27 protein-coding genes are annotated in these 23,405 nt (G+C 69.8%); 11 read left to right on the top strand and 16 right to left on the bottom strand.

The genetic code is table 11. From position 1 onward, the window contains the following. Positions 1-170: 170 nt before the first annotated feature. The gene (locus ABFX45_RS15325; RefSeq protein ID WP_346130494.1) at positions 171-956 is read right to left on the bottom strand and encodes a hypothetical protein; all 786 of its coding nucleotides are present in this window, start codon (positions 954-956) and stop codon (positions 171-173) included. A 229-nt stretch (positions 957-1,185) separates the two neighbouring features. On the opposite strand from ABFX45_RS15325, the gene ABFX45_RS15320 reads away from it, so the two are divergent. Then, entirely contained in the window at positions 1,186-1,779 is a 594-nt protein-coding gene (locus ABFX45_RS15320; protein ID WP_346130492.1) for a DedA family protein, read from the top strand. Here ABFX45_RS15320 and ABFX45_RS15315 read toward each other — a convergent pair. The 3 genes from ABFX45_RS15315 to ABFX45_RS15305 form a co-directional block, all read right to left on the bottom strand. Beyond that, complete coding sequence (locus ABFX45_RS15315) at positions 1,686-2,894, bottom strand: MFS transporter (RefSeq protein ID WP_346130490.1); 1,209 nt, start codon at positions 2,892-2,894, stop codon at positions 1,686-1,688. The two genes, ABFX45_RS15320 and ABFX45_RS15315, sit on opposite strands and share 94 nt — an antisense overlap. Before the next feature lie 32 nt (positions 2,895-2,926). Then, positions 2,927-4,138, bottom strand: coding sequence for an MFS transporter (locus ABFX45_RS15310; RefSeq protein WP_346130487.1), 1,212 nt, complete (start codon positions 4,136-4,138; stop codon positions 2,927-2,929). 377 nt (positions 4,139-4,515) lie between these two features. Beyond that, positions 4,516-5,250 carry a carbonic anhydrase family protein gene (locus tag ABFX45_RS15305; RefSeq protein WP_346130485.1) on the bottom strand — a complete coding sequence of 245 codons (735 nt, stop codon included), beginning with the start codon at positions 5,248-5,250 and terminating at the stop codon, positions 4,516-4,518. 338 nt (positions 5,251-5,588) lie between these two features. On the opposite strand from ABFX45_RS15305, the gene ABFX45_RS15300 reads away from it, so the two are divergent. Together ABFX45_RS15300 and ABFX45_RS15295 are read left to right on the top strand one after the other, a co-directional pair. Continuing rightward, a complete protein-coding gene (locus ABFX45_RS15300) occupies positions 5,589-6,839 on the top strand; it encodes a serine hydrolase domain-containing protein (protein ID WP_346130483.1) in 1,251 nt (416 codons plus the stop codon). Beyond that, on the top strand, positions 6,839-7,189 hold the full coding sequence (locus ABFX45_RS15295) for an MmcQ/YjbR family DNA-binding protein (protein WP_109636178.1): 351 nt from the start codon (positions 6,839-6,841) through the stop codon (positions 7,187-7,189). The genes ABFX45_RS15300 and ABFX45_RS15295 overlap by 1 nt, the downstream gene beginning before the upstream one ends. On the opposite strand, the gene ABFX45_RS15290 is transcribed toward ABFX45_RS15295, so the two are convergent. Continuing rightward, positions 7,155-7,484, bottom strand: coding sequence for a hypothetical protein (locus ABFX45_RS15290; protein WP_346130481.1), 330 nt, complete (start codon positions 7,482-7,484; stop codon positions 7,155-7,157). The two genes, ABFX45_RS15295 and ABFX45_RS15290, sit on opposite strands and share 35 nt — an antisense overlap. A gap of 14 nt (positions 7,485-7,498) precedes the next feature. Between ABFX45_RS15290 and ABFX45_RS15285 the strand changes: the two genes are divergently transcribed. The 3 genes from ABFX45_RS15285 to ABFX45_RS15275 all read left to right on the top strand — a co-directional run bounded on the left by ABFX45_RS15285 (position 7,499) and on the right by ABFX45_RS15275 (position 9,963). Further along, positions 7,499-7,672 carry a LysR substrate-binding domain-containing protein gene (locus ABFX45_RS15285; RefSeq protein WP_346130639.1) on the top strand — a complete coding sequence of 58 codons (174 nt, stop codon included), beginning with the start codon at positions 7,499-7,501 and terminating at the stop codon, positions 7,670-7,672. Positions 7,673-8,014: 342 nt separating this feature from the next. Further along, complete coding sequence (locus ABFX45_RS15280) at positions 8,015-9,409, top strand: fatty acid desaturase (protein ID WP_112225925.1); 1,395 nt, start codon at positions 8,015-8,017, stop codon at positions 9,407-9,409. Beyond that, the gene (locus ABFX45_RS15275) at positions 9,406-9,963 is read left to right on the top strand and encodes a TetR/AcrR family transcriptional regulator (RefSeq protein WP_346130478.1); all 558 of its coding nucleotides are present in this window, start codon (positions 9,406-9,408) and stop codon (positions 9,961-9,963) included. Before ABFX45_RS15280 ends, ABFX45_RS15275 begins: the two co-directional genes overlap by 4 nt. A gap of 43 nt (positions 9,964-10,006) precedes the next feature. Here the strand turns inward: ABFX45_RS15275 and ABFX45_RS15270 are convergent, their stop codons facing one another. Continuing rightward, positions 10,007-10,414, bottom strand: coding sequence for a MarR family winged helix-turn-helix transcriptional regulator (locus ABFX45_RS15270; protein WP_109636170.1), 408 nt, complete (start codon positions 10,412-10,414; stop codon positions 10,007-10,009). 55 nt (positions 10,415-10,469) lie between these two features. Between ABFX45_RS15270 and ABFX45_RS15265 the strand changes: the two genes are divergently transcribed. Continuing rightward, a complete protein-coding gene (locus ABFX45_RS15265) occupies positions 10,470-11,159 on the top strand; it encodes an alpha/beta fold hydrolase (protein ID WP_346130476.1) in 690 nt (229 codons plus the stop codon). Here ABFX45_RS15265 and ABFX45_RS15260 read toward each other — a convergent pair. The 3 genes from ABFX45_RS15260 to ABFX45_RS15250 all read right to left on the bottom strand — a co-directional run bounded on the left by ABFX45_RS15260 (position 11,156) and on the right by ABFX45_RS15250 (position 14,182). Then, positions 11,156-11,548, bottom strand: a complete 393-nt coding sequence (locus ABFX45_RS15260) for a hypothetical protein (RefSeq protein ID WP_346130474.1) — start codon at positions 11,546-11,548, stop codon at positions 11,156-11,158. The genes ABFX45_RS15265 and ABFX45_RS15260 overlap by 4 nt on opposite strands. 67 nt (positions 11,549-11,615) lie before the next feature. After that, entirely contained in the window at positions 11,616-13,076 is a 1,461-nt protein-coding gene (gene crtI, locus ABFX45_RS15255) for a phytoene desaturase family protein (protein WP_346130637.1), read from the bottom strand. A gap of 29 nt (positions 13,077-13,105) precedes the next feature. Beyond that, positions 13,106-14,182, bottom strand: coding sequence for a polyprenyl synthetase family protein (locus ABFX45_RS15250; RefSeq protein WP_346130472.1), 1,077 nt, complete (start codon positions 14,180-14,182; stop codon positions 13,106-13,108). Positions 14,183-14,301: 119 nt separating this feature from the next. Between ABFX45_RS15250 and ABFX45_RS15245 the strand changes: the two genes are divergently transcribed. The 3 genes from ABFX45_RS15245 (at position 14,302) to ABFX45_RS15235 (ending at position 16,572) form a co-directional block, all read left to right on the top strand. Further along, entirely contained in the window at positions 14,302-15,228 is a 927-nt protein-coding gene (locus tag ABFX45_RS15245; RefSeq protein WP_346130470.1) for a phytoene/squalene synthase family protein, read from the top strand. 10 nt (positions 15,229-15,238) lie between these two features. Continuing rightward, complete coding sequence (locus tag ABFX45_RS15240) at positions 15,239-16,201, top strand: Rieske (2Fe-2S) protein (RefSeq protein WP_346130468.1); 963 nt, start codon at positions 15,239-15,241, stop codon at positions 16,199-16,201. A gap of 83 nt (positions 16,202-16,284) precedes the next feature. Continuing rightward, positions 16,285-16,572, top strand: a complete 288-nt coding sequence (locus ABFX45_RS15235; protein WP_109636158.1) for a WhiB family transcriptional regulator — start codon at positions 16,285-16,287, stop codon at positions 16,570-16,572. A gap of 2 nt (positions 16,573-16,574) precedes the next feature. Here ABFX45_RS15235 and ABFX45_RS15230 read toward each other — a convergent pair whose 3' ends face one another. The 5 genes from ABFX45_RS15230 to ABFX45_RS15210 all read right to left on the bottom strand — a co-directional run bounded on the left by ABFX45_RS15230 (position 16,575) and on the right by ABFX45_RS15210 (position 20,754). After that, positions 16,575-17,795: an NAD(P)/FAD-dependent oxidoreductase gene (locus ABFX45_RS15230; RefSeq protein ID WP_346130466.1), complete on the bottom strand. Its 1,221-nt coding sequence runs from the start codon at positions 17,793-17,795 to the stop codon at positions 16,575-16,577. 120 nt (positions 17,796-17,915) lie between these two features. Next, a complete protein-coding gene (locus ABFX45_RS15225) occupies positions 17,916-19,439 on the bottom strand; it encodes an FAD-dependent oxidoreductase (RefSeq protein WP_109636155.1) in 1,524 nt (507 codons plus the stop codon). Further along, entirely contained in the window at positions 19,436-20,131 is a 696-nt protein-coding gene (locus tag ABFX45_RS15220) for a class I SAM-dependent methyltransferase (protein ID WP_109636153.1), read from the bottom strand. Before ABFX45_RS15220 ends, ABFX45_RS15225 begins: the two co-directional genes overlap by 4 nt. Beyond that, positions 20,118-20,435 carry a lycopene cyclase domain-containing protein gene (locus ABFX45_RS15215; RefSeq protein WP_109636150.1) on the bottom strand — a complete coding sequence of 106 codons (318 nt, stop codon included), beginning with the start codon at positions 20,433-20,435 and terminating at the stop codon, positions 20,118-20,120. Before ABFX45_RS15215 ends, ABFX45_RS15220 begins: the two co-directional genes overlap by 14 nt. Continuing rightward, entirely contained in the window at positions 20,428-20,754 is a 327-nt protein-coding gene (locus tag ABFX45_RS15210; RefSeq protein WP_109636148.1) for a lycopene cyclase domain-containing protein, read from the bottom strand. The genes ABFX45_RS15215 and ABFX45_RS15210 overlap by 8 nt, the downstream gene beginning before the upstream one ends. Before the next feature lie 193 nt (positions 20,755-20,947). Between ABFX45_RS15210 and ABFX45_RS15205 the strand changes: the two genes are divergently transcribed. Further along, positions 20,948-22,312, top strand: a complete 1,365-nt coding sequence (locus ABFX45_RS15205; protein WP_346130462.1) for an alpha-amylase — start codon at positions 20,948-20,950, stop codon at positions 22,310-22,312. A gap of 7 nt (positions 22,313-22,319) precedes the next feature. On the opposite strand, the gene ABFX45_RS15200 is transcribed toward ABFX45_RS15205, so the two are convergent. Beyond that, positions 22,320-22,751 (bottom strand): MarR family winged helix-turn-helix transcriptional regulator, encoded by a 432-nt coding sequence (locus ABFX45_RS15200; RefSeq protein WP_346130460.1) that lies wholly within the window; start codon positions 22,749-22,751, stop codon positions 22,320-22,322. Between the two features lie 68 nt (positions 22,752-22,819). After that, the gene (locus ABFX45_RS15195; protein WP_346130458.1) at positions 22,820-23,356 is read right to left on the bottom strand and encodes a class I SAM-dependent methyltransferase; all 537 of its coding nucleotides are present in this window, start codon (positions 23,354-23,356) and stop codon (positions 22,820-22,822) included. Positions 23,357-23,405: the final 49 nt, after the last annotated feature.

The following is a 23,405-nucleotide window of genomic DNA, read 5'->3' as shown; positions in this document are numbered from 1 at the left end:
ACGAAGAGAAGGCAGACAACGGTAGACCTTGGTGCCGTGACCGGCAGCCTTGGCCCCGTATTTCGACGGCCAGACGGGTGCATCGTGGCGCGGCGCCCTGCTGAGCGCCGGAAGACGCGGCTGAGGTGCCGGTCACGGCATCATGGATCAGCGGACCACCTGGGCTGGTTCTACTTCTTGGTCGCGCTGTAGTTCCGGAAGTTGATGTAGGTGTCGATGATGTCGGACGAGGCGCTCTTGACCGAGCGGTAGATGCCCCACTTCGGGCGGACGTAGTCGCCCTCGTCGGGGATCCGCACGCCGGAACGCCTGCCCTGCACCGCGATCGGCGCGCTCGCGCCCGTGCCGTTGCGCAGCACGAAGCCGACGGTGCCGCTGGAGCCCGGCGTGATCGTCCACTCGACGGTGACCCACTTGTTGCGCAGCGGGGCCAGGTTGGTGGAGGCGATGTCCGGGGCGCCGGACGTGGCGAACGCGCGCGCCCGGATGGTTTCGGTGCTACCGCTGCGGCTCAACGACAGGGTCGTCCACGGCCCGCCGTTGGTCGACGGTGTCTTGGTCTGGAAGATGTGTGTGAACTTGCTCGTGCCGTGCAGCGAGGACGGCATGTACATCTCGTAGGAGATGACCCACGTCTCGCCGTTCTTCATCTTGATGGCGCTGCCGTTGGTCACCATGCCCTTGGACTCGGTGCGCTGGCGGTCACCGCCACCGGTGGTGTCGCGGTCGTTCTTCCAGATGTTGAACCGGTAGTGGTCGCCCTCGACGACGATGTACCTGCCCTTGCGTTCGGGGAACCTGTTGCCGCGGTCGACCTCGATGCCCTCGAACGCCTTGAGGCCGTCGGTCGCGGGGTTGGGGTGCCACGCGGGCGCGAGAGCCTCCGCGGGGCTGACGGTGACGAGCATCAGGGCGGCCGCTGTGAGAGCTGCCCTGCGGGTGATGCGCGATTCCATCGTTCGGTGCGTCCTTCCTGGCGGCGTACGACAGGCGGGCGGCGGAGAGCGATGTCCTTACGTCAACGAAGGTAGGAGGTCTCGACCGGCGGTGTCAACGAAAGTGCCGCAGGATGACCGAACTTGACAAGATTCATCGGAGCTTGAGCGCCAGCCGGACCGCGTCGGCGCGGGAGAGCCGGCTCCACCGGAGGTTGAGGAGCCGGGCAAAACGGGTAACTCGACAGCCATGGAGTGGATCACGCGGCTGATGGAGGCGTTGGGCTCACCCGGTGCGGGGCTCGCGGTGGCGCTGGAGAACGTGTTCCCACCGGTGCCGAGCGAGGTGATCCTGCCGCTGGCCGGGTTCACCGCCGGCCAGGGCAAGATCTCGCTGATCGCCGCGATCCTGTGGACCACCGCTGGTTCCGTCGTCGGCGCGCTGGTGCTGTACGGCCTGGGTTCGTGGCTCGGACTCAAGCGGATGCGCCGCATCGCCGACAAGCTGCCGTTCGTCACCGTGTCCGATGTGGACAAAGCGGACGAGTGGTTCGACAAGCACGGCACCAAGGCCGTGTTCGTCGGGCGGATGGTGCCGGTCGTGCGGAGCCTGATCTCCATCCCCGCCGGGGTGTCCGGGATGCCGATCGCGAAGTTCACGCTCTACACCGCGGCCGGCAGCCTCGTGTGGAACACCGCGCTGATCCTCGCCGGCTACGCGCTCGGCGAGAACTACGAGCTCGTCGACCGCTACCTGGGGTGGGTCTCGACGGCGGTGCTGGCCGCGCTGGCCATCGCCGTCGTGTGGTTCGTGGTCTCCCGCGTGAAGGCACGCCGTTCGTAGACGACCGAGGCGACCGCGATCGCCAGACCGGCCAGCGACAGAGCCACCCCGACCCACGCCGTGGACGTGTAGCCCCAGCCCGCCGCGATCGCCAGGCCACCGAGCCACGCGCCCGCGCCGTTCGCGACGTTGAGCGACGAGTGGTTCGACGAGGACGCGAGCGACGGCGCGTCCGGTGAGGCGTCCATGAGCCGGATCTGCAGTGCGGCCGCGAGGATCTGCACGACGAAGCCCAGCAGGAACAGGAACACGAACATGAGGAACGGGATCGTCGCGGTCAGCCCGAACAGGACCAGGATCAGGCAGACGGCGACCAGGCCGCCGAACACCGAGCCCATCGAGGAACGGTCCACGAACCGGCCGCCGAACGTCGCACCGAGCGTCATGCCGAGGCCGAACACCGCGAGCATCCACGGCACCGCGCTCGACGGCAGCCCGGCGACCTCGGTCGTGAGCGGGGCGACGTAGGAGTAGACGGCGAACATGCCGCCGAACCCGATCATGCCGGTGAAGATCGCGAACCACACGGTCGGACGCCCGAACGCGCGAACCTCGCCCTTCATCGACGCGCCCTCGGCCTTCGGCACCACCGGCACCCAGGCCGCGATCGCCGCCGCCGTCACCAACGCGATCACCGCGACCGCGAGGTACGCCGTGCGCCAGCCGATCTGCTGACCCGCGGCCGTCGCGAGCGGCACACCCACGAGGTTCGCCACGGTCAGACCGACCATCACGCGCGCAACCGCCGTACCGCGCCGTTCAGGAGCCACGAGCGTCGCCGCCACCACGGCCGCGATGCCGAAGAACGCACCGTGCGGCAGCCCGGCGACGAACCGGGCGACGAGCAGAAGCGTCTTGTCCTGCGCCGCGGCCGACAACCCGTTGCCCAGCGCCACCGCGAGCATCAGCCCGATCAGCATGCCCTTGCGCGGCAGCTTGGCGCCGAGCACCGCGATCAGCGGCGCACCGACGACAACGCCGGCGGCGTAGAGGCTGATGGCGTGACCGGCCTCGTAGTCGGGGATCCGGAAGGTCTCCGCGATCTGCGGCAGCAGCCCCATCGTCGCGAACTCGGTCGTGCCGATGCCGAACCCGCCGAGCGCGAGCGCGGTCATGGCGCGGGTCGTGTTCAAAGGTTCCCCCGGAGTTAGTTAGCTACCGGAACGATTTTACGGTCGTTCTGACGCGCTTCAGAAGACTCCGGGGCCGTGCCACTCCTCACACGCCTCTCCAGCGCGATCGAAACACCCGCCACCACGAGCCCACCGACCGCCAGCAGCGCGCCGATCCAGTTCGGCGCCGTGTAGCCGAGGCCGTTCCCGATCGCGAGCCCGCCGAGCCACGCACCCCCGGCGTTGCCGAGGTTGAACGCCGCGATGTTCGCCGCCGACGCCAGCGCCGGCGCACCCTCGGCCGTCTGCATGACCCGCATCTGCAACGGCGGCACCGTCGCGAACCCGGCCGCGCCGAACAGCACGATGGTGATGGCGGCGAGCGGCATCGAGTGCGCGGTGAACACGAAGGCCGTCAAGATCGCGGCCAGCACGACCAGGATGATGACGATGCTCTTCATGACCGACCGGTCGGCGGCCTTGCCGCCCAGCAGGTTGCCCGCGAACAGCCCCACGCCGAACAGCACCAGCAGCCACGTCACGGCACCCGACGAGAAGCCCGCGACCTCGGTCATCATCGGCGCGATGTAGGTGAACGACGCGAAGACGCCCGCAAACCCGAGCGCGGTCATCAGCAGTGCGAGCCACACCTGCGGGTTGCGGAACACGGCCAGTTCGCCGCGCAGGTTGCCGGCCTGCCGTTCTTGCTGTGGCACCAGGAACAGGACGCCGAGCAGGCCGATCACACCAAGCGCGGTCACCGCCCAGAACGTCGAGCGCCAGCCCAGTTCCTGACCGAGCGCCGTACCCATCGGCACTCCCAGCACGTTGGCCACGGTAAGACCGGTGAACATCAACGCGATAGCGCTCGCCTTGCGTTGCGGCGCAACGAGGTCAGCGGCGACGACCGACCCGACGCCGAAGAATGCGCCGTGTGCCAGTGCCGCGACCACCCGGCCGCTCATCAGCACGCCGTAGGTCTCGGCCACGGCGGAGAGCAGGTTGCCCGCGATGAACAGCACCATCAGCGCCAGGAGCATCTTCTTCCGCGGCAGTCGTCCACCGAGGACGGTCAGCAGCGGTGCGCCGATCACGACGCCGAGTGCGTAACCGGAGATCAGCAGACCGGCCGAGGGGATGGAAACGCCCAGGTCCGTTGCCACTTCCGGGAGGAGGCCCATGATCACGAACTCGGTCGTGCCGATGGCGAAGGCGCTGATCGCCAGGGCGAGCAGAGCGACAGGCATGTCACACAGTCCTTGAAGTCGTAGGTTGCCAGCGTGAGCAATAGTTGCATACGCGGGCAATTGCGAGCGACTCCTGTATCGGTGAAGCTCGTCACGGCAAGGGGCAGCGCGGGTGCGCGTCGGCTTCAGCCCCCCGCCAGGTCAGCGCACGGCGGTCGCCTCACTGCACACGCCACCAGGCCTCACACCTCGCACATCACACAACCCACCGCCCGTCACCCCAGCGCGCACACGTCGCGCCACCACACACGTCATGCCGCTGCGGCACGTCACGCCGGTGCGCACGTCACACCCCACGCCATGCGCGTCCCACCGGCCCCGTCACGCGAAGAAGGCCGGCCCCACAACGGGAACCGGCCTTCTCGACTAGCGGTGGATCAGATGCGCGGGACCTCGACCAGCGTCCGACCGTTCAACGGCTGCGTCGCACGAGCGTTGCCCGCGGTGAACAGACCCTTGAAGCGCGCGATGGTCTCGGCCGTCACGTGCTGCTCGGTCGTGAGGTACCACTCGACACCCTCGGTGAACGGCGCCGTGGTGAGCGAGCCGGTGTAGTGCAGCGTGTGGTGGTTGAGCGGCAGCAACCGGTTGAGGTTGATGGGCTCGATGTCCACCGGGTCGCCGCACTCGGGGGCGAGCTTGGCCAGGACGTCGTCCACGACGGAGTGCGAGCCGACCACCAGCGGAACGCCGACGACGAGCAGCTTGCCCTCCGCGCTGCGGTGCACGAGGTGCATCTCCAGCGGGGTGTTGCGGCCGCCGAACTGGTGCTCGGACGGCGTGTGGAAGTGGAACTGCACCAGGTCGTATCTGGTGCCGGCCACCGTGACGTGCCCTGATCCGGGCCGCACCTCCGCTTCCTCTGTTTCCTCGTGGTCGCGGACCGTGCAGCCGTCTGTCTTGGCCGCATCCTTGCGGATGTACTTCAGTTCCAGCGCGGAGTAGCCGTACGTGACGTCGAGCTTCGGCGCGTGCGGGTCGAACCGGATCGCGTTGGCCGTGACGTTGACGGGACTCCGCTTCGGTGTCCCCGACTCAGCCGTGCCGCCCGCGAAGAAGGACGCGGAGAGCACCAGCGGAAGAAGAGCCGGAAGGGACCGTTTCAAGTTCATTGGCACACTTTTCACCCGATCGAGTGAAAAGAGGAGAGAAGTGTGGCCACGCTCTCACTGTTCCGGAATTAGTTCCGGTCTCAATTGGCGGCGAGCCTCCGCAAAGTCCGGTATGGGCGGAATCCAACCGAGCCGACTGTGCGCCGCAAGGTGCCGGATGCGCAGGTCACGACGCTGATAAACGGGTCGGGACAGCGACGTGGCGCAACAATTTGGTGAACGAGAAGGTTCTCAATCTCGATTGTCCGTTTCGCTCCTGTTTGCCAGATTTGGAATTGGGTGACCTGAATGCCGCAAAGCGGTCACCGCAACACCGGCACGCCAGGCAGGATCGCCTGATGGACCTCAGCGAGCTGATCGCGAAGTACGACGTACCCGGCGCACAGGTCGCCGTGCTGACCGACGGGGAGATCCAGGACCACGCCGCTGGAGTGCTGAGCACGCGCACCCGCGTCGAGACCACGACCGGTTCGGTGTTCAAGATCGGCTCGATCACCAAGGTCTGGACGGCCACGCTGGTCCAGCAGCTGGTGCGCGGAGGCGTGCTGGGCCTCGACCGGCCCGTCCGCGACCACCTGCCCGGCTTCCGGCTGAGCGACCCGGCCGCGACCGGCGCCGTGACCTCCCGCCACCTGCTCACCCACACCAGCGGCATCGCGCCCAACCACTTCACCGACACCGGCGGCAACGACGACGCCATCGAGAAGTTCGTCGCCACCCTCGCCGAGGAGGAGCACCTCCTCCCGCCCGGCACCCTCCTCTCCTACTCCAACACCGGGTTCACGGTGCTCGGCAGGCTCGTGGAAGTGTTGCGCGGCAAGCCTTTCCACGACGTCCTCCGCGAGCGCCTGGTGACACCGCTGGGCCTGGACACCGTCGCCACCACCCCGTACGAGGCGATCCTGCACCGTGCCGCGGTCGGCCACACCGGGACCGTGCCCACGAAGAAGTGGGCGGTCTCCTGCTGCACCGCCCCCAGCGGCTCGCACCTCGCGATGAGCGCCCGCGACCTGCTCGCCTTCGTCCGCCACCACCTCACCGACCCGGCGCTCGCGGCCCTGCGCGAACCCCAGCTCGACGCGGTCCCGGACTTCGGTGACGGCATCGCCGGCTGGGGACTCGGCTGGATGATCTACCCCGGCGGCGTCGTCGGCCACACCGGCGTTTCCAAGGGGCAGAAGGCTTTCCTGCGAGTCGACGCGTCCGCGGGCCTCGCGGTGGCCGTGCTGACCAACAGCACCAACGGCGAGCCGCTGGCCCACGAGATCTTCAACGCGACCGGCATCGAAACGGCACCACCACCCACGCCACCCGCGAACCCCGCACCGATCGACGACTGGATGTGCGGCACCTACCGCAATCCCTTGTACGACATCACGCTGAACGGCACGACGTTGCTCTACCGTCCGCGCAACGAACTGGCTGCTTCCTTCCTCGGCGACCGCAAGGACCCCGTCGATGTCGTCCGGCTCGGTGACAGCACGATCATCACCACGAGCGGCCACGAGGTCATGTCCCTGATCGGTTCCGACGAAGGCGGTCGCGCCAAGTTCCTGCACAACGGCGCCGCGGCGTACAGGATTGCCTGATGGTCACCGTCGCCGACATCCGTGCCGTGGCGCTGTCGCTGCCGCGCACCACCGAACACCTGATCCGGGACCGCGTGAAGTTCCGCGTGGGCCAGATCGTCTACGCCGCGCTGTCCCGCGACGAAACCGTGCTGGGCTTCGGCTATCCGCGCGAGGAACGCGAGGCCCTCGTCGCCAGCGACCCGGTGAAGTTCGCGTTCCCCAGCCAGTCCGACATGCGGTTCCAGTGGGTGCACGCCTCGATGGCCGAGCTGGACGTCGAGGAGATGACCGAGCTCGTCATCGGGGCCTGGACGATGTGCGTACCCAAGAAGGTCATCCGTGCCCACCTCGGGGAGGACTATCTTTAGTCAACACTGAAGCAATCGTGCGAGCTGACCATTCAGCGCACAGGCACCCGACCCCGCGTTCGATCCACTCCCGCCCGGTCCACTCGGGATACCTGCCCACCAGGACTTCCCGCACCTCGGCCACGACGCCGGGAGAGTCCCGCCGCCGCCAGGTCTCGTCCCGCAACTCACGCAGGTAGTCCCTGACGCCGTCCAACACCTCGCGGCCACCCGTCGTGCCGTGCCCAGGCACCACGCTCCGCGGCTCGGCGGCGATGAGCCGGTCCAGCACCCCGATCCCCGACAGCGCACGCACCAGGCGGACGTCGCCTGACCCTCGGCCCGTTCGACACGACGGGCCTGAAAACCCTTGTGCTGCGCCAAGATCCGATCGGCGCGGTCCTGAGACCCGACGATCCGCTCGCCCGGCGCGACCGGCTCACCACCGGCGATCTCGCCGGCCGGGACTGGTTCCAGTTCCAGGAAGGCACCGACGAGATCTGACGGAACCACTGGAACGGCGGCGAACCGCGGCAGGGGCCGGTCGTCCGCGCGGTCCAGAAGTGCGTCCAGCCCGTGCTGTGGAACGGAACCGTCGGCCTGGCCCCGCTCGGTCACGACCTGGGCGAGCTGGCGGTCGTGCCGGTGACGGACCTGCCGCCCAGCCCCGTCGTGATCGCGTGACGGAAGGACGAGCCGCTCGTCAGGAGCTTCGTCGAGGCGGCGGCTCAGGCGTACCGGTGAACCGGTGAACCGAGAAAGACCACTTTACAACTAGCACTCTCTTGTCAAATCGGTTTTACATCTCCTACGGTTTTGTAAAGTCGGTTTGACGGGAGGAACGCGATGACAGGCACTGTCACGCCCGGCTCGACCGAGCAGTGGAAGGACCGCAAGCGGTACCTGTGGCTGATCGGCCTGGTGGTCCCGTCACTGGCCTTCGTGGCGCTGGGACTGCACTCGCTGACCGGGTGGGGTGTGTGGCTGTGGACCGGGCCGGTCGTCGTGCTGGTCATCGTTCCGGCCATCGACCTGATGGCGGGCCTGGACCGGTCGAACCCGCCGGACGAGCTGATCGAGGCGCTGGAGCAGGACAGGTACTACCGGTGGATCACGTTCCTGTTCCTGCCGATCCAGTACGCGGGCTTCGTGGTGGCGTTCTGGGTGATCGCGACCGGTGATCTGTCCGTTGTGGACAAGATCGGCCTCGCGGTGTCGATCGGGTGCATCGGCGGCATCGGCATCAACACCGCGCACGAACTGGGGCACAAGAAGGAGAGCCACGAGCGCTGGTTGTCCAAGATCGCGCTGGCGCAGAGCTTCTACGGCCACTTCTACATCGAGCACAACCGCGGCCACCACGTGCGCGTCGCGACGCCGGAGGACCCCGCCAGCGCGCGGATCGGCGAGAGCTTCTACCGGTTCTGGCCGCGCACCGTCGCCGGGTCCGTGCGCAGCGCCTGGCGCCTGGAGAAGAAGCGGTACGGCCGCCGTGATCGTCACCCGTACCGCATCGGCAACGACGTGCTCAACGCGTGGCTGATGTCGGCGGTGCTGTGGGGTGCGATGCTCTGGTGGCTCGGGCTCGGGATCCTGCCGTACCTGGTGTTGCAGGCCGTGGTCGGCTTCTCGTTGCTGGAGGTCGTGAACTACATGGAGCACTACGGCATGCTGCGGCAGAAGGTCGGGATTCCCGGCCGTGTCAGGTACGAGCGGGTGAACCCCAGCCACAGCTGGAACTCCAACAACATCGCCACGAACGTCCTGCTGTACCACCTGCAGCGGCACAGCGACCACCACGCGAACCCGGTGCGGCGCTACCAGACCCTGCGGGACTTCGAGGAGTCGCCGGTGCTGCCCACCGGCTACGCGGGCATGATCGTCCTCGCGCTGGTGCCCCCGTTGTGGCGCCGTGTCATGGATCCGCGGGTGCTCGCCCATTTCGGCGGCGACGTCAGCCGCGCGAACATCCACCCGCCCGCGCGGGAGAAGGTGCTGGCCCGCTACCCGCTGCCGCAGGCACCGGCGGCGGCACCCGCGCCGGACACGGTCGCGGTGCTCGACCGGGATGCCGAGGGTGGCCGTTGCCCGGGGTGCGGTTACGTTTACGACTCCGCAGTCGGTGCGCCTCGCGAGGGGTTCCCGGCGGGAACGCCGTGGTCGGCGGTGCCGGACTCCTGGTGCTGCCCGGACTGCGGGGTGCGGGAAAAGATCGACTTCGTCTCCATCGGAGCCCCATGACACCACTGCGTGACGCGATCCTGTCGGTCACCGCGAAGCTCATCACCGACCAGGGCTGGCAGGCGGTCACCATGTCCCGCCTGGCCGGCGAGCTGGGCGTGAGCAGGCAGACCGTCTACAACGAGGTGGGCGCCAAACCCCAGCTGGCGGAAGCGGTCGTGCTCGCGGAGCTCGACCGCTTCCTCGCGGTGGTGACCGCCGCGTTCGACGAGCATCCCGGCGACGTCCTCACCGCGATCAACGCCGCCGTGCGGGGCGTGCTGGAATTCGCGCAGGACAACGCCTTGCTGCACGCCGTGGTCTCGGCGACGCACGGCGCGAACACGGAACTGCTGCCGCTGCTCACCACCCACACCGACGGGCTGCTGGACGCGGCGAAGGCCGTGGTGTCGCGCTCCCTGCAGAACTACGAGCTGCCGCTGGAGCAACCCCAGCTCGACATCGCGGTCGACCTGGTCGTCCGGCACGTGCTGAGCCACGTGATGCAGCCTTCCGGCTCGCCCGCCGACACGGCCGCCGCCGTCACGTGGGCGGCCGCGAAGATGCTCGCCTGACCACGCTCAGCAAGGTTGCGCGCGAGTTCCTCTCGAAAACGCGCTAGGCGAGTGCGGCCTCGAGAAGGTCGCCAAGCTGGTCGAGCTGCTCCGCCGACAACCCCGAGAACGAGGACGCGAAGACCGCGTCGACCGCGTCCTGGCCGGCGGCCCGCAGTCGCTCCCCGTCCTCGGTGAGCCGGTGGCGCACCGCCCTTCCCGGCCCGGGAAGGCGCTCGATGAACCCGCGCTCGGCCATGCGCACCGCCAGCGAGCCGAAGGACTGGTCGGTCTGGAAGGTCAGGACCGCGAGGTCGTGCAGGGACGCGTCCGGCTGCCGGTGCAGGTGACGCAGGGTGTCCCACTGCACGAGGGACAACCCGAGCGGGGCGAGCGCCTGGCTCAGCGCGCGGTGGTGGCGGTGCTGCAGGCGTTTCACGGCGAGTGCGACGTCAGCGGGGCGGTGCTTCACGACGGAGATCCTAACCATGTTGCTTATATAAGGAAGCTTATCTAAGGTTCCTTATATGGACACCATGGAACCTCGGACCTACCTGCTGCTGCACGGCGGAGGCGGCGTGCACACGATGACCGCGTTCGGAAACCTGCTGGCCGAACGCACCGGCGCACGCGTGCTGGCGCCCACCCACCCCGGTTTCGGCGGCACTCCCCAGCCCGCGGAACTGACCGGCGTCACCGGCCTCGCCCGGCACTACGTCACGATGCTGGACGAGCTCGGCCTCACCGGCGTGACCGTGCTCGGCAACTCGTTCGGCGGCTGGCTGGCCGCGGAGATCGCCCTGTGCGCGAGCCCCCGCGTCAGCGCTGCCGTGATCGTCAACGGGATCGGCGTCGAGGTCGACGGCCACCCCGTGACCGACATCCGCGGCTTCACCCTCGCCGAGATCCAGGCGCACTCGTGGCACGACCCCGCCAAGGCACCCACGCCGTCCGGCACGGGACCGAGTCCTGACGTGCGGGCGCTCATCGGCTACACCGGCCCGTCGATGTCCGACCCGACCCTGCTCGACCGGCTCGGCGACGTGCGGATTCCCGTGCACGTGCTGTGGGGCGAGAGCGACCGCATCGTCGACGCCGCGTACGGCAAGGCCTACGCCGCCGCGATTCCGGGGTCGACGTTCACCCCGCTGCCCCGCACCGGCCACCTGCCGCAGCTCGAAACGCCGGAAGAACTGCTGGAGGCGCTCCTCGGCTAGAAGTGGTCCTTCTCCGTCAGCTCGTGCTCGATGACGTCGGCACGGGCCACCAGCAGCGCGAGCGGGCGCTCGAACTCCTCCCGCACGCTCAGGTCCTCCAGCGGCACCACGTGCTTGAGCAGCGCGAGGCCGTCCACCACGGCCCCTCCGCCCACCTCCGGCGATCCGGCCAGTTCGAGGAAGCGGCGCAGGTCGACGTCGTCTGCGCGGCCGACGGGCGAGGAGATCTCCACCCACGCCGTGCCGTCCATGTCCGGCAGGTGGTGCACGGCGACCTGCTGCGTCCGCTCCCCCGTCGTGCCGAGCCGGAAGCGCAGCCAATCGTCGGTCTCCTCCAGCACCTCGTGCCGGAGCCGGACATAGTTGATCACTTCGATCCACGACGCCACGCCAGGACCCGCCCCTCACGCCACTTTCGCCGCTCTGCCGGTGACCACCGTAGAGCCAGGAGCCGCGTCAGTGGCGGAGACGCCCCGCCGCGAGCCTGCCGGAGATCAGCACCGGCGGGATGCCGACGCCCGGCGTGGTGCCGCTGCCGGCCAGCACCACGTTGCCGTCGCGGAACGGCAGGTTGCGCGGGCGGAACGGGCCGGTCTGGGTGAACGTGTGGGCCGCGGAGAACGGGGTGCCCGCGGCCTGGCCATCTCCGGCCCAGTCGTCCGGCGTCACCACGGCGAGTGGTTCGGCGTCGACGACGAGCTTGCGCGCCGCCATCTCGGCGACGAGTTCCCCGGCGTAGCGGTGGGCCGTCACGTCCCAGCGGATCGGGGCGCGGTCGAGGTTCGGGCACGGTGCCAGCAGGTACTGCAAATGCCTGCCAGGGGGCGCGAGGGCCGGGTCGGTCAGGGTCGGCGTGGTCAGCAGCAGCGACGGATCGCTCATCAGCTCGCCCCGCCGGATGATCTGGTCGAACGTGCTGTCCCAGGCACCGCCGAACGAGATCGTGTGGTGGGCGAGGCCGTCGGCCACACGGGCGGCGGACAGATGCACCACGACCGCCGACGGCGACCACCGCAGCGACCTGATCCTGCGCGGCTCGCCCCGCAGCAACCGAGTGCTCTGAGCGGGACCACAAGCGAGCACGACCGCGTCGCACGGGAACCGGGTTTCGGCGGTCAGCACGGCGGACACGCGGTGCCCCGGACGTTCGAGCCGCGCCACCTCCACGCCGTACTCGAACCGCACACCCGCGCTCGCCGCCGCGTCGGCGAGCGCCTGCGGTACGGCACGCATTCCGCCGCGCGGGAACCAGACGCCGGCCACGGTGTCCATGTAGGCGATGACGGCGTAGGCGGCGAGTGCGTCTCGCGGTGCGACGCCGGCGTAGAGCGACTGGAAGGTGAAGACGCGCCGCAGCCGTTCGTCGTGCAGGAACCTGCCCACGGCCTTGGCGAGCGAGCCGAACCCGCCCAGCCGGGTCAGCGTGACGAGCTCCGGCCCGAGCAGGTCGAGCGGCGAGTCGAAGCTCGTGCCGATGAACTTCTCGCGTTCGGCCTCGTAGAGCCGGTGCAGCCACGCCCGCAGCTCGCGGTAGCCCCGCGCCTCCCGGCCACCGGCGAAGTCGCGGACCTCCTGCTCCATGCGGGCCGCGTCGGTGTGCACGTCGAGCGCGCTGCCGTCGGCGAACACCGCCCGGTAGGCCGGGTGCAGCGGCAGCAGCTCCAGGTGGTCCTCGCGCCGCGCGCCCACCGCGGCGAACGCCTCGTCCAGCAGCTCCGGCATGGTGAGCACGGTCGGGCCGGTGTCGATCAGATGGCCGGCGACGTCGAGCCTGCCCGCCAGGCCGCCGGGGTGCGGGTGCCGTTCGACCACGGTCACCTCGTGCCCCGCCCCGCGCAGGTGCAACGCGGCCGACAGTCCCGCGAGACCGGCGCCCACGACGACCACGCGGTCCGTGCGGCCTTTCACGACGTGCACCACGGAGATCTCCCGTCGGATCGCTTGGGTCAGGCCGTTCGCGTGACGGCGCGGTTCGCCAGCCGGACCAGCACCCGGCGTGCCTCTTCCTCGATCACCGCGCGCTCCAGCGCGGCGAGGCCGGAGGTCGCGAGCAGGTCGATGTGCTCCTCGACGACGGCGACAGCTCCCAGTTCCACCAGCAGCGCGCGCACGTCGTCGACGGTCCGGTCGCTCACCGGGCCGCTGTCGAGGCAGCGCCGCAGCAGTCTCAGCGCGGCCGGCCTGTCCTGCGCGCGGGACAGCGCTACCGCCATCAGCGGCGTTCGCTTGCCCTCCCTGAGGTCCTCGCCGACGGGTTTGCCCGTGACCGAGGTGTCGCCGAACACGCCGATCAGGTCGTCGCGCAGCTGGAACGCCACCCCGATGTCGTGCCCGAACTCGCGCAGGCACGCCACGACGTCGGGACCCGCCCCGGCGAGCGCGGCACCGAGGTGCAGCGGGCGTTCCACCGTGTACGCGGCGGTCTTCAGCGCGGCCACCCCCACCGCGTGCTCCAGCGACTCGTCCCGCCGGGCGACGGCCAGCAGGTCGAGGTGCTGGCCCACGATCATCTCCGTGCGCATGGCCTGCCATGGTTCCCACGCGCGGTGCAACGCGTCCGCGGACAGCCCGGCGGTCACCAGGGCGTCGTCGGCCCACGCCAGCGCGAGGTCGCCGACCAGCACGGCCGCCGAATCGCCGTACTGGCGAGCGCTTCCGGCCCACCGCTCGCGCCGGTGCCGGGCGGCGTACAGCTCGTGCACCGAGGGCCTGCCGCGACGGGTCGGTGAGCGGTCCATCACGTCGTCGTGGACCAACGCGCAGCACTGCAGCAGTTCTAACGCCACTAAGGCGCGCACCACGGCGTCCGCCCGGTCCGTGCCACCCGCCGCCCGCCATCCCCACCACGCGAACGTCGGCCGGATTCTCTTTCCACCGGCCAGTACCATCCCCCGCAGGTGCGCGGCGAGCTCGGGCGCGTGGTCGAGCCTCGCGTGCAGGTGGTCGTGCAGCGCCTGGTCGAAGAGGACGGCGAATTCGTCCACCTGCGACGTGCGAGCGTCCGCGCTGGTCAGCAGCGACATCGTCGCCCCCTCGGAAGTCGGCCGGGTTCGGTGGTTTCGAGCTAAGCAGCGCCCTGAGCGGTCTGCATGATGAGTGCTGCCGTTGTGCGGACCGCAACTCGCGGACTTAGCGTTGAAGAATGTCGGCTGAGCGCGAACTGAACGCCGCGGGCGTCACCGCACCCGCACTGCGTGAGGCGTACCGGCGGTGCCGTGCGCTCAACGCCGAGCACGGGCGAACTTATTACCTGGCAACGAAGTTGCTCAGTGCGGAGCAACGGCCCGCTGTCCACGCTCTGTACGGGTTCGCCCGCTGGGTGGACGACATCGTCGACAACGTCCACAGTGGACTCACGGAGAAGGCCGCCGCGCTCGACGGCATCGACGCTCGCCTCGGCGCCGCGCTGACGACGGGAACCACGGACGACCCGGTGCTGGCGGCGTTGCTCGACACCGTGCACCGCTACGGCATCCCGGCGGTGCATTTCCACGACTTCATGGCCTCGATGCGGACGGATCTCACGGTCACCGACTACCCCACCTACGCCGACCTCGAACGCTACGTGCACGGGTCCGCCGCCGTCATCGGGCTGCAGGTGCTGCCGGTGCTCGGCACGTGCGCGCCCCGCGAGGAAGCCGAACCCGCCGCCGCGGCGCTCGGCGTCGCCTTCCAGCTGACCAACTTCATCCGCGACGTCGGCGAGGACCTCGACCGGGGCCGGGTCTACCTGCCCGCGGACGAGCTGGCCGCGTTCGGCGTCGACAGGGAACGGCTGCTGCACGCGCGAGCCTCGGGCCGTGCCGACGGCCAAGTCCGTGCGGCGCTGCGTGACCAGGTGCGACGAGCGCGGGATGTGTACGCGAAGGCGTGGCCGGGTATCGCGATGCTCGCGCCGCGCTCCCGGCCGTGCGTGATGACCGCGTACCGGCTGTACGGACGCATCCTCGACCTCGTCGAGAACGCCGACTGCGACGTGCTTTCACGCCGTGTCGTCGTTTCCAACGGCAGGCGGCTCGCCGTCGCACTGCCTGCACTCGCACGGGCGGTTCTCGCCCGCGCGGCTTGAAAGGAAGCTCATGCGCAACCGCATCCCGTTGCGGATCTACTCGAGCCCGCCGTGGCGCGAGCAGCGGCCGACGTGGCAGGACGCGAAGCCCGCGCTCATCGAGGCCGCGCTCAAACGCGCCACCGCCCGCCCGTCCGGCAACTGGTACGTCGCGGGGGCCAGCAGGGACGTGGTGCGCGGCAAGGTGTGCGGCCGCACCATCGCGGGCAGGGAGGTCGTGCTCTGGCGCGGCCCGCACGACGTGCTGATGGCGGGCTCCGGCTCCTGCCCGCACCTCGGCGCGCCGCTGTGCGACGGCGCCGTGGCCGGCGGCGACCTGATCTGCCGCTGGCACGGGCTGGCGTTGAACGGCAAGCGCTTCGGCATGTGGACGCCCTATCCCGCGCACGACGACGGCGTGCTCGTGTGGGTCCGGCTGGACGAGGCGGGCGGCGAGAAGCCGCTGCCCGCGCCGGTGCTGCCCGCACGGCCGCCGGAAGGGTCGATCGACGCGGTCGCCACGCTGATCGGCCGCTGCGATCCCGAGGACGTGGTCGCGAACCGGCTCGACCCCTGGCACGGCGCGTGGTTCCACCCCTACTCGTTCGCCAACCTGCGGGTGCTGGAGACGCCGACCGGGGAACTGGACCGCTTCCTGGTCGAGGTCACCTTCCGCCTGGCCGGACGAGTCGGCGTGCCCGTCGTCGCCGCATTCACGTGCCCCGAGCCGCGAACCGTCGTGATGCACATCGTCGAAGGCGAGGGCGAGGGCAGCGTCGTCGAGACGCACGCGACACCGATTCGCGAGGGCAGGACCGCCGTCGTGGAGGCGACCATCGCGCACTCGGACCGGCCGGGGTTCGCCCTGGCCAGGCCCGTCGCGGGCGCGTTGCGGCCGGTGATGCGGTGGGCGGCGGCCCGCTTGTGGCGCGACGACCTCGCCTACGCCGAACGCAGGTACGCCCTGCGGCGCGACGGCCGATTCCCGGACTGAGCCTGGCCGAGTTGAAACGATTTTGAGTCGATTTTAGGATGGGTCACGTCACCGGGGGTTCCACTCGACGAAGGACGTGAACCATGCCCGAACTGTCCCGTTTGCCACAGCCGGTCACCGAATCGTGGGACTGGCAGCTGTCCGGCCTGTGCCGAGGCATGAACAGCTCCGCCTTCTTCCACACGCCCAACGAACGCGGCGCCGCGCGCGACGCACGGGAAGCGGCGGCGAAGGCCATCTGCCAGCGGTGCCCGGTCATCGCGCAGTGCCGCGCGCACGCGTTCGAGGTGCACGAGACGTTCGGCATCTGGGGTGGACTCGGCGAGAGCGAGCTGCGGGCCATCCTCGCCGAGCGTGCCCGCAAGTCGTGACCTCAGCCGTGTGTTCCGAGCACGGCGCGCGCCGCCCGGCGGCCCGAGTACAACGCGCCCTGGATGGAACTGGTGTCGCGGTGGTCGCCGCACACGTACCGCCGCTCACCCGCGCGAACGGACTGACGCAGCCGATGCGGCGCGTCCATCGCCGGCAACGCTCGTGGAATCTCGTAGTGCCGCAACACTTCCCACCGGCTCGTGTCGGTCCCGTAGAGGCGGTTCAGGTGCGCACGCACGTCCTGCTCGCTGGCGTCACCGAGCACGGAAGCCTGCACCAGCGGCGCGTGCGGCGAGTACGGACGCGACACCTCCGACATCACCGCCGTGTTCACCACCGGGCCACCGCCGGCGTCCACGACCAGGCAGCCGTCGCGCAGCGGTGACCGCGTCGGCCGGAAGTACCAGGTGGTCACGCCGTTCCAGCGGGGTTCCGCCAGCCCCGGCAACAACCTGGCCGCAGTGGTGCCGTCCGTCGCCACCACAACCGCGTCGGCGGCGATCCGCCCGCCGTCCTCCAGATCCACTCCGGTGTCGTGCACAGCCCGCACGGCGGTCTCCAGCTGGACCGTCCCCGCGGGCAGACGTTCCGCCATCGCCTTGGGCAGCTCGCCCATGCCGAGCGCGGGCACGGCCGCGCCACCCCGCGCGAAGCTGCGCCAGACGAGGTGGAAGAACCGCGACGAGGTCCTCCCGCGCGGCTCGAGGAACACCCCGGCGAGGAACGGCCGGAACACCGCGTCCACAGCGCTCTCCGTGACGCCGAGGCGCCGCAGCTCGTCGCGGGTGGGGCGGTCGGGTGCGGCGAGCAACGGCCGCACCGGGCCGAAGGCGTCGCGCGCCGAGAACCCGGACAGGGCGGCCAGGTCACGCGCGCTCAGGACGTGCTGGCGCAGCAGGCCGTCCCACGCGCTGGGCCCGCTGCGCGGATCGGCCAGCAGGTCGTGCCTGCCGTTGTCGTGCACGAACACGCCGGGGCGCAGGTACCGCAACGGGAACGGTTCCAGCGCCAGCCGCTCCAGTTCCGGGTAGGCGGGCAGCAGGATCTGGAAGCCGCGGTCGAACCGGACGCCGTCCACCACGTCCGTGCGCACGCGGCCACCGACCTCGTCGCCCGCCTCCAGCACGGTGACCTCGGCGCCTGCCGCCACGAGTTCGAGCGCGGCGCTCAGGCCTGCCAGACCAGCTCCTACGACGACGATCACGGCTTCCTCCAGCGACACGCCACCGCACACAACAACGGCACGCGTCCCTTGGCCCGCGCACCCACCACGATCACAACGTTCCCCAACGGCGCGCCACCGCACACAGCACCAGCACCCCGCCCCTCACGCCCACCACGATCACAACGTCCTCCAACGCCGCGCCACCGCACGCAGCAGCGGCACCCGCCCCTGCGTAGGCACCGACCACAGATCAACCCCACCGACTCCCCAGCGGCTCAGCAGCTGGTTGGCGGCCGCGAACCCGGTGGTGGCGGCACGTTCCATCAACGCGACCGGCAGATCGACGCGCACCAGGTCACCCGCGACCACGAGGAACTCGTCCGGCGTCCGAACACCGGGCCGATCCGCGTATCCACCCGCCGGAAACAGCGGGCAGTCCTCGCGCAGCTCGTGCCGCTCGTCGACCACACCGGCGCGCTTGGTCTCCGGAAACACCTCGGTGAGCTGCTCCCAGAGCCGCCGCCGCGCGTCCTGCTCGTCCACATCGGACGGAAGGGCGTAACCGTGCAGCTCCACCACGGATCCGCCGGTGCGTGCCGACCACGCACGCGCCTCGTGCTCGTAGTGGTCGAGCACGCTGATGTTGTCGAGCAGGTCGAAACCGCTCGTGCCGACGAATCCCGGCCGGTCCGCGTCGACCGGGCGGTCGAGCCAGTACCGCGAAACGAGGAAGCGCGGCGCGGTCCGCAACGCCGCGACCCGGTCCCGCCACGCCGTGTCGCCGAGTCCTGGTGACGCCTCGACGACACCACGCAGGCCGCGGACGTCCGCGGCGAGCACCACGGCGTCGGCCTCGATCGCGCCGCTGCCGATCGTGACCGAGAACCGCTTCTCCTCGCCCGGCAACACCGACCTGACTTCGGCGCCGAACCGGATCGTCGCGCCCAGCGCGGCGAGATGGCGCCCCAGCGGCTCCCACAGACCGTGCGGGAACGGGTCCGCCGCCACGTCGAACAGCAGTCCCTCGCTGGAACCGAGGAAGTAGATGTGGAACATCACCGCGAGCTCGGCGGCCGACATCCGGCTGGGAGGGGCGAAGAAGCTGCGGGAGAACACCTCGAACGCGAGCGCGTGCGCGGCGCGGGGAAACCGCAGGCTTTCCAGGTAGGTCGCGGCGTCGATGTCGTCGAGCTCCTCGTACACCCGCGGCACCGACACGTCCAGCAGCGACAGCGCGGCGCGGGCGTCGACGTCCGGCAGGTCGCGCCAGCGGAACGTGGGGCTGCGGCGCAGGAACGCCAGCGCGTTGCGGGGCACGGCGGTCGGCAGCCCGGCGAACGAGTCGCGGTGGCCGGAGGCGTGCCACAGCGGGTAGTCCGGCAGGCCGGTCAGCGCGCGGCCGGACGGGTCCACCCGGCGCAGCAAGGCCCGCAGGTTGTAGTACTGCCGGAAGAACGCGTGGAAGCCGCGCGTCATGGTGACTTCGCTGCCGTCCGCGAGCCGGGTGCTCCAGCCGCCGGCACGTCCGCCGAGGTAGTTCTCGCGTTCGCAGAGCACGACGCGTGCCCCGCGTTCGGCGAGCGGTGTCGCCGCGGCGAGACCGGCGATCCCGCCGCCCACCACGACCACGACGGGGGCGTCACCGGAGAACTGCGCTCGGCCGGCGGGCGCGGGAACGCGCACCGCCCTGGGATCTCTCACCGCGGCTGCTCCTGTTCTGGTGCGTGACCGGCGAAGGTGTGCACGACGCCGAGCTGCAGGCCCGGCACCGGTGCACTGCGCACGCCGACGAAACCGTTGCGCCGCAGACGATCTCGCAATGCACCGGCGCCGTCGAAGTCGAGCACGCTGCGCCACAGGTAGGTGTAGAGCGACCGGTCGCCGGTCACGAGCCAGCCGACCGGCACGATCACCCCGCACAGCAGCGTCCACAACGCCGTGCTGAGCCACGAGTCCCGCACCGAGTACTCGTGCAACACCAGTGGTGCACCGGGTTTCAGCAGCTCGCGCACGTGCCGCAGGGTGGCGTCCGGGTCCGGCAGGTTCCGCACCAGGTAGGCCGCGAACACCGCGTCGAACCGGCCTTCGTCCACGTCCTCCGCCCGGCTGTGCACGAACCGCACGTTCGGCGGCCAGCGTTTCAGCCGCGCCCGCGCGAGCATTCCCTCCGACGCGTCCACCGCGACGATCTCCAGGCCTCGCACGGCCGCCACCAGCGCCGCGGTCGAGGCACCGGTGCCGCAGCCGAGGTCGAGCACCCGCATGCCCGGCTGCAGCCCCAGCTCCCGTGCCGACCGGCGCAACGCCTGGTGGTAGCCGGGGTTGAGCCCGACGAGAAGGTCGTAGCCGCGTGCGGCCCGGTCGAACTTCCCCGGCACCTCAAGCTTGTTCACGTGCCGCCCTTCTCCGTTCCCACAGGAGCAACACCGCGGTGATCATGGCGAAGCCGTAGAGGAAGTCCTCGACGGGGATGTCCCAGGGCGCGCGCACTCCGCTGATGGCCCAGTCGGCGTACAGCACGACCGGCGCGTCGAGCTTCGTCAGCCACCCGTCCACGGGCACCTGGAACCCGAGCACGATCACCATCGTGATCCAGTAGGCGGGCCTGCGGAACAGCCCTGTGCGCAGCACGCACAGCTCCAGCAGGACGACGGCGACGGCCGCAGCCGAGGCGGCGAACAGGTACTCCTCAACCATTCGGCAGCCAACGTTCCGAAGGCCCCCGCACCGCCTCGTACGTCAGCAGCGCGCAGAGCGGGATGGCCACGAAGAAGAGGACCTCCTCGATCGGCAGCACGCCGCCGATCGCCACGCCCGTGGTGGCCTCGGGGTGGAAACTCCAGTGCCCGCGCAGGATCGCGACGACGTCCCACACGACGAGCACGACCAGCACCGGCGCGACCGCCCGCACCACGTCCGGCGCCCGCCGGTAGACACCGCGGCCCATCCACTCCAGCGGCATCGTGATGAGCAGGCACACGCCCAGCACCGCCAGGTACTCGTACTGGCTCCGCATCACTCACCTCCTGCAACGACCGTATGGGCGCGGCGGCGGGTCTGCACAACAGCGCGATTCCCGGCCACCCGGACCACAGAGGACTGGGCCGTACGCCTCGCGGACCAATTAGGCGCGAAACTTCTTGCATCGCTTCCCGGTAGGGCCCCGGACTGGTACGACCGGGTGAACAACCCTGCAGCAAGGAGACAACGTGGTTTCCTCGGCTCTTCGCGTCCTGCTCATCTCCGTGCTGGTCGCCGCCGTGTGCACACCCGTGCAAGGATTTGCGGCCCCACCGGGCAACAAGGACGTCACCGTCACCCTGTTCCAATGGCCGTTCGCCCGCGTGGCGTCGGAGTGCACCGGCGTACTGGGCCCCAAGGGCTACGGCTACGTGGAGGTGTCCCCTGCCACCGAACACGTGCAGGGCCCGCAGTGGTGGACCTCGTACCAGCCCGTCAGCTACCGGATCGCGGGCCGCCTCGGCGACGAGACCGCCTTCCGGAACATGATCACGACCTGTCACGGCGCGGGCGTCAAGGTGATCGCCGACGCCGTGATCAACCACATGAGCGCCGGATCCGGCGCGGGCACCGGTGGGTCGAGCTACTCCAAGTACAACTATCCGGGCGTGTACAGCGACTGGGACTTCCACTCGTGCCGCTCGCACATCAACAACTACCAGGACCGCTACAACGTCCAGAACTGCGAGCTCGTCGGGCTGTCCGACCTGGACACCGGCAGCGAGTACGTGCGGGGTGCGATCGCCGGGTACCTCAACCGGCTCATCGCCATGGGCGTGGACGGCTTCCGGATCGACGCGGCCAAGCACATCCCCGCCGCCGACATGAGCGCCATCAAGGCCAAGCTGACCAACCCGAACATCTTCTGGGTGCACGAGGTCATCTACGGCGCCGGCGAAGCGGTTCAGCCCGGTGAGTACACCGGCTCCGGTGACGTGGACGAGTTCCGCTACGCCTACGACCTCAAGCGGATCTTCCAGTACGAGAACCTGGCCTACCTGCGCACGTTCGGCCAGTCGTGGGGCTTCCTGCCCAGCGGCCAGGCTCGGCCGTTCGTCGACAACTGGGACACCGAACGCAACGGTTCCACGCTGTCCTACAAGGACAACTCCACCTACACACTGGCGAACGTGTTCATGCTCGCATGGAACTACGGTGCGCCCCAGGTGTATTCGGGCTACGAGTTCAGCGACAAGGACGCGGGCCCGCCCGGCAGCTCCGTCTGCTTCAGCGGCTGGAAGTGCCAGCACCTGTGGACCCAGATCGCGAACATGGTCGCCTTCCGCAACACCGTCGCCGACACCGGCGTCAACAACTGGTGGGACAACGGCTACGACGCCATCGCGTTCGGCCGCGGTGACAAGGGGTTCGTCGCGATCAACCGCGAGACCTTCCCGGTGACGCACACGTTCCAGACCTCGCTGCCCGCCGGTACGTACTGCAACGTCCAGGAGAACGGCTGCGTGCGCGTCACCGTCGACTCGGCGGGCGGGTTCACCGCCACGCTGGGTGCGGGCACCGCGCTCGCGCTGCACGTCAACGCGAGGGGGTGACCGGGTCTCAGCGCGCTGAGCGGCCGCCGGCGAGTGTGGCGAGCGAGCGCAGGAACAGCTCGCGGTCGGCTTCCGGCAGCCGGGCCAGCACCTCGTCGTAGAGGACGGCCAGCGCGTGCTCGGTGGACGCGACGAGCTCGCGTCCCTCGTCGGTCACCTCGACGACGCGGGCACGACGGTCCTTTTGCGACGGTTTGCGGGTGGCGAGACCGTCCTTCTCGAGCGCGTCGACGGTGTGCACCATCGTGGACTTGTCGAGGCAGGCGAGGTCGGCGATCTCGCCCTGCGTCTTCTCGCTCTCGTCCGCGCACATCAGCACGCTGACCGCCCGCAACGACGTGCCCGTCCCCTCCAGCCGCTGAGCCGCCATCAGGTCGATGTCGCGGCTCAGCAGCTGGAGCTGGACGATCAGCTCGCTCGTGGTTCGGGCGGGGTCCATACCCCGAGCCTACTGGCAGGTTCGGTAGTCCAGGTCGGTGTCGCTGCCGGGCCGGAACGCCCGCACCGTCAGCTCATACCCATGTGCACGGACACCGCGTAGTTCCCGTCCCGGAACTCTTCCCGGTCCCACGTGGCGAACCGCTCGACGAGCCTCAGCCCGGCCAGCGCGCAGTGCTCGTCGTACTCCTCGGCCGTGTACCCGCGATCGAGGCTGAACCCGGCGATCAGCACGCCGCCCACGTGCCGCGCCACGCCCGCGACCAGCTTGTCCTGCGTACCGGGCGCGGTGAACAGCGGCACGTTGCCCGCCATGATCACGACGTCGAACGTGCGCCCCAGGTCGAGTTCGGCCAGGTCGGACCGCACCCACGTGATGCCGGGCGCCGTCTGCCGCGCATGGGCGAGCATCGACTCGTCCAGGTCCGCGCCGACGACCTCGATGCCGTGCCTGGCCAGTTCGATCGCGACCCGCCCGGTGCCGCATCCCGCGTCCAGCACGGTCTTCGGCTCGTAGGCGCGCACGAACTTCGCCTCGCCGTGCACGTCCATCCCCGACTCGGCGAGCGAGTCGAACCTGCGCTGGTACTCAGCCCCGTTCCACACGCGTCCCAGCATAGATCCGAAGATCGGCGGATACCGCACCTGCGAGAGC

The sequence above is a fragment of the Lentzea roselyniae genome, from assembly GCF_039537795.1.
GTDB lineage: Bacteria > Actinomycetota > Actinomycetes > Mycobacteriales > Pseudonocardiaceae > Lentzea > Lentzea atacamensis.
Note: the sequence above shows the minus strand (reverse complement) of the source record. Positions and strands in the feature narration are given on the sequence as shown.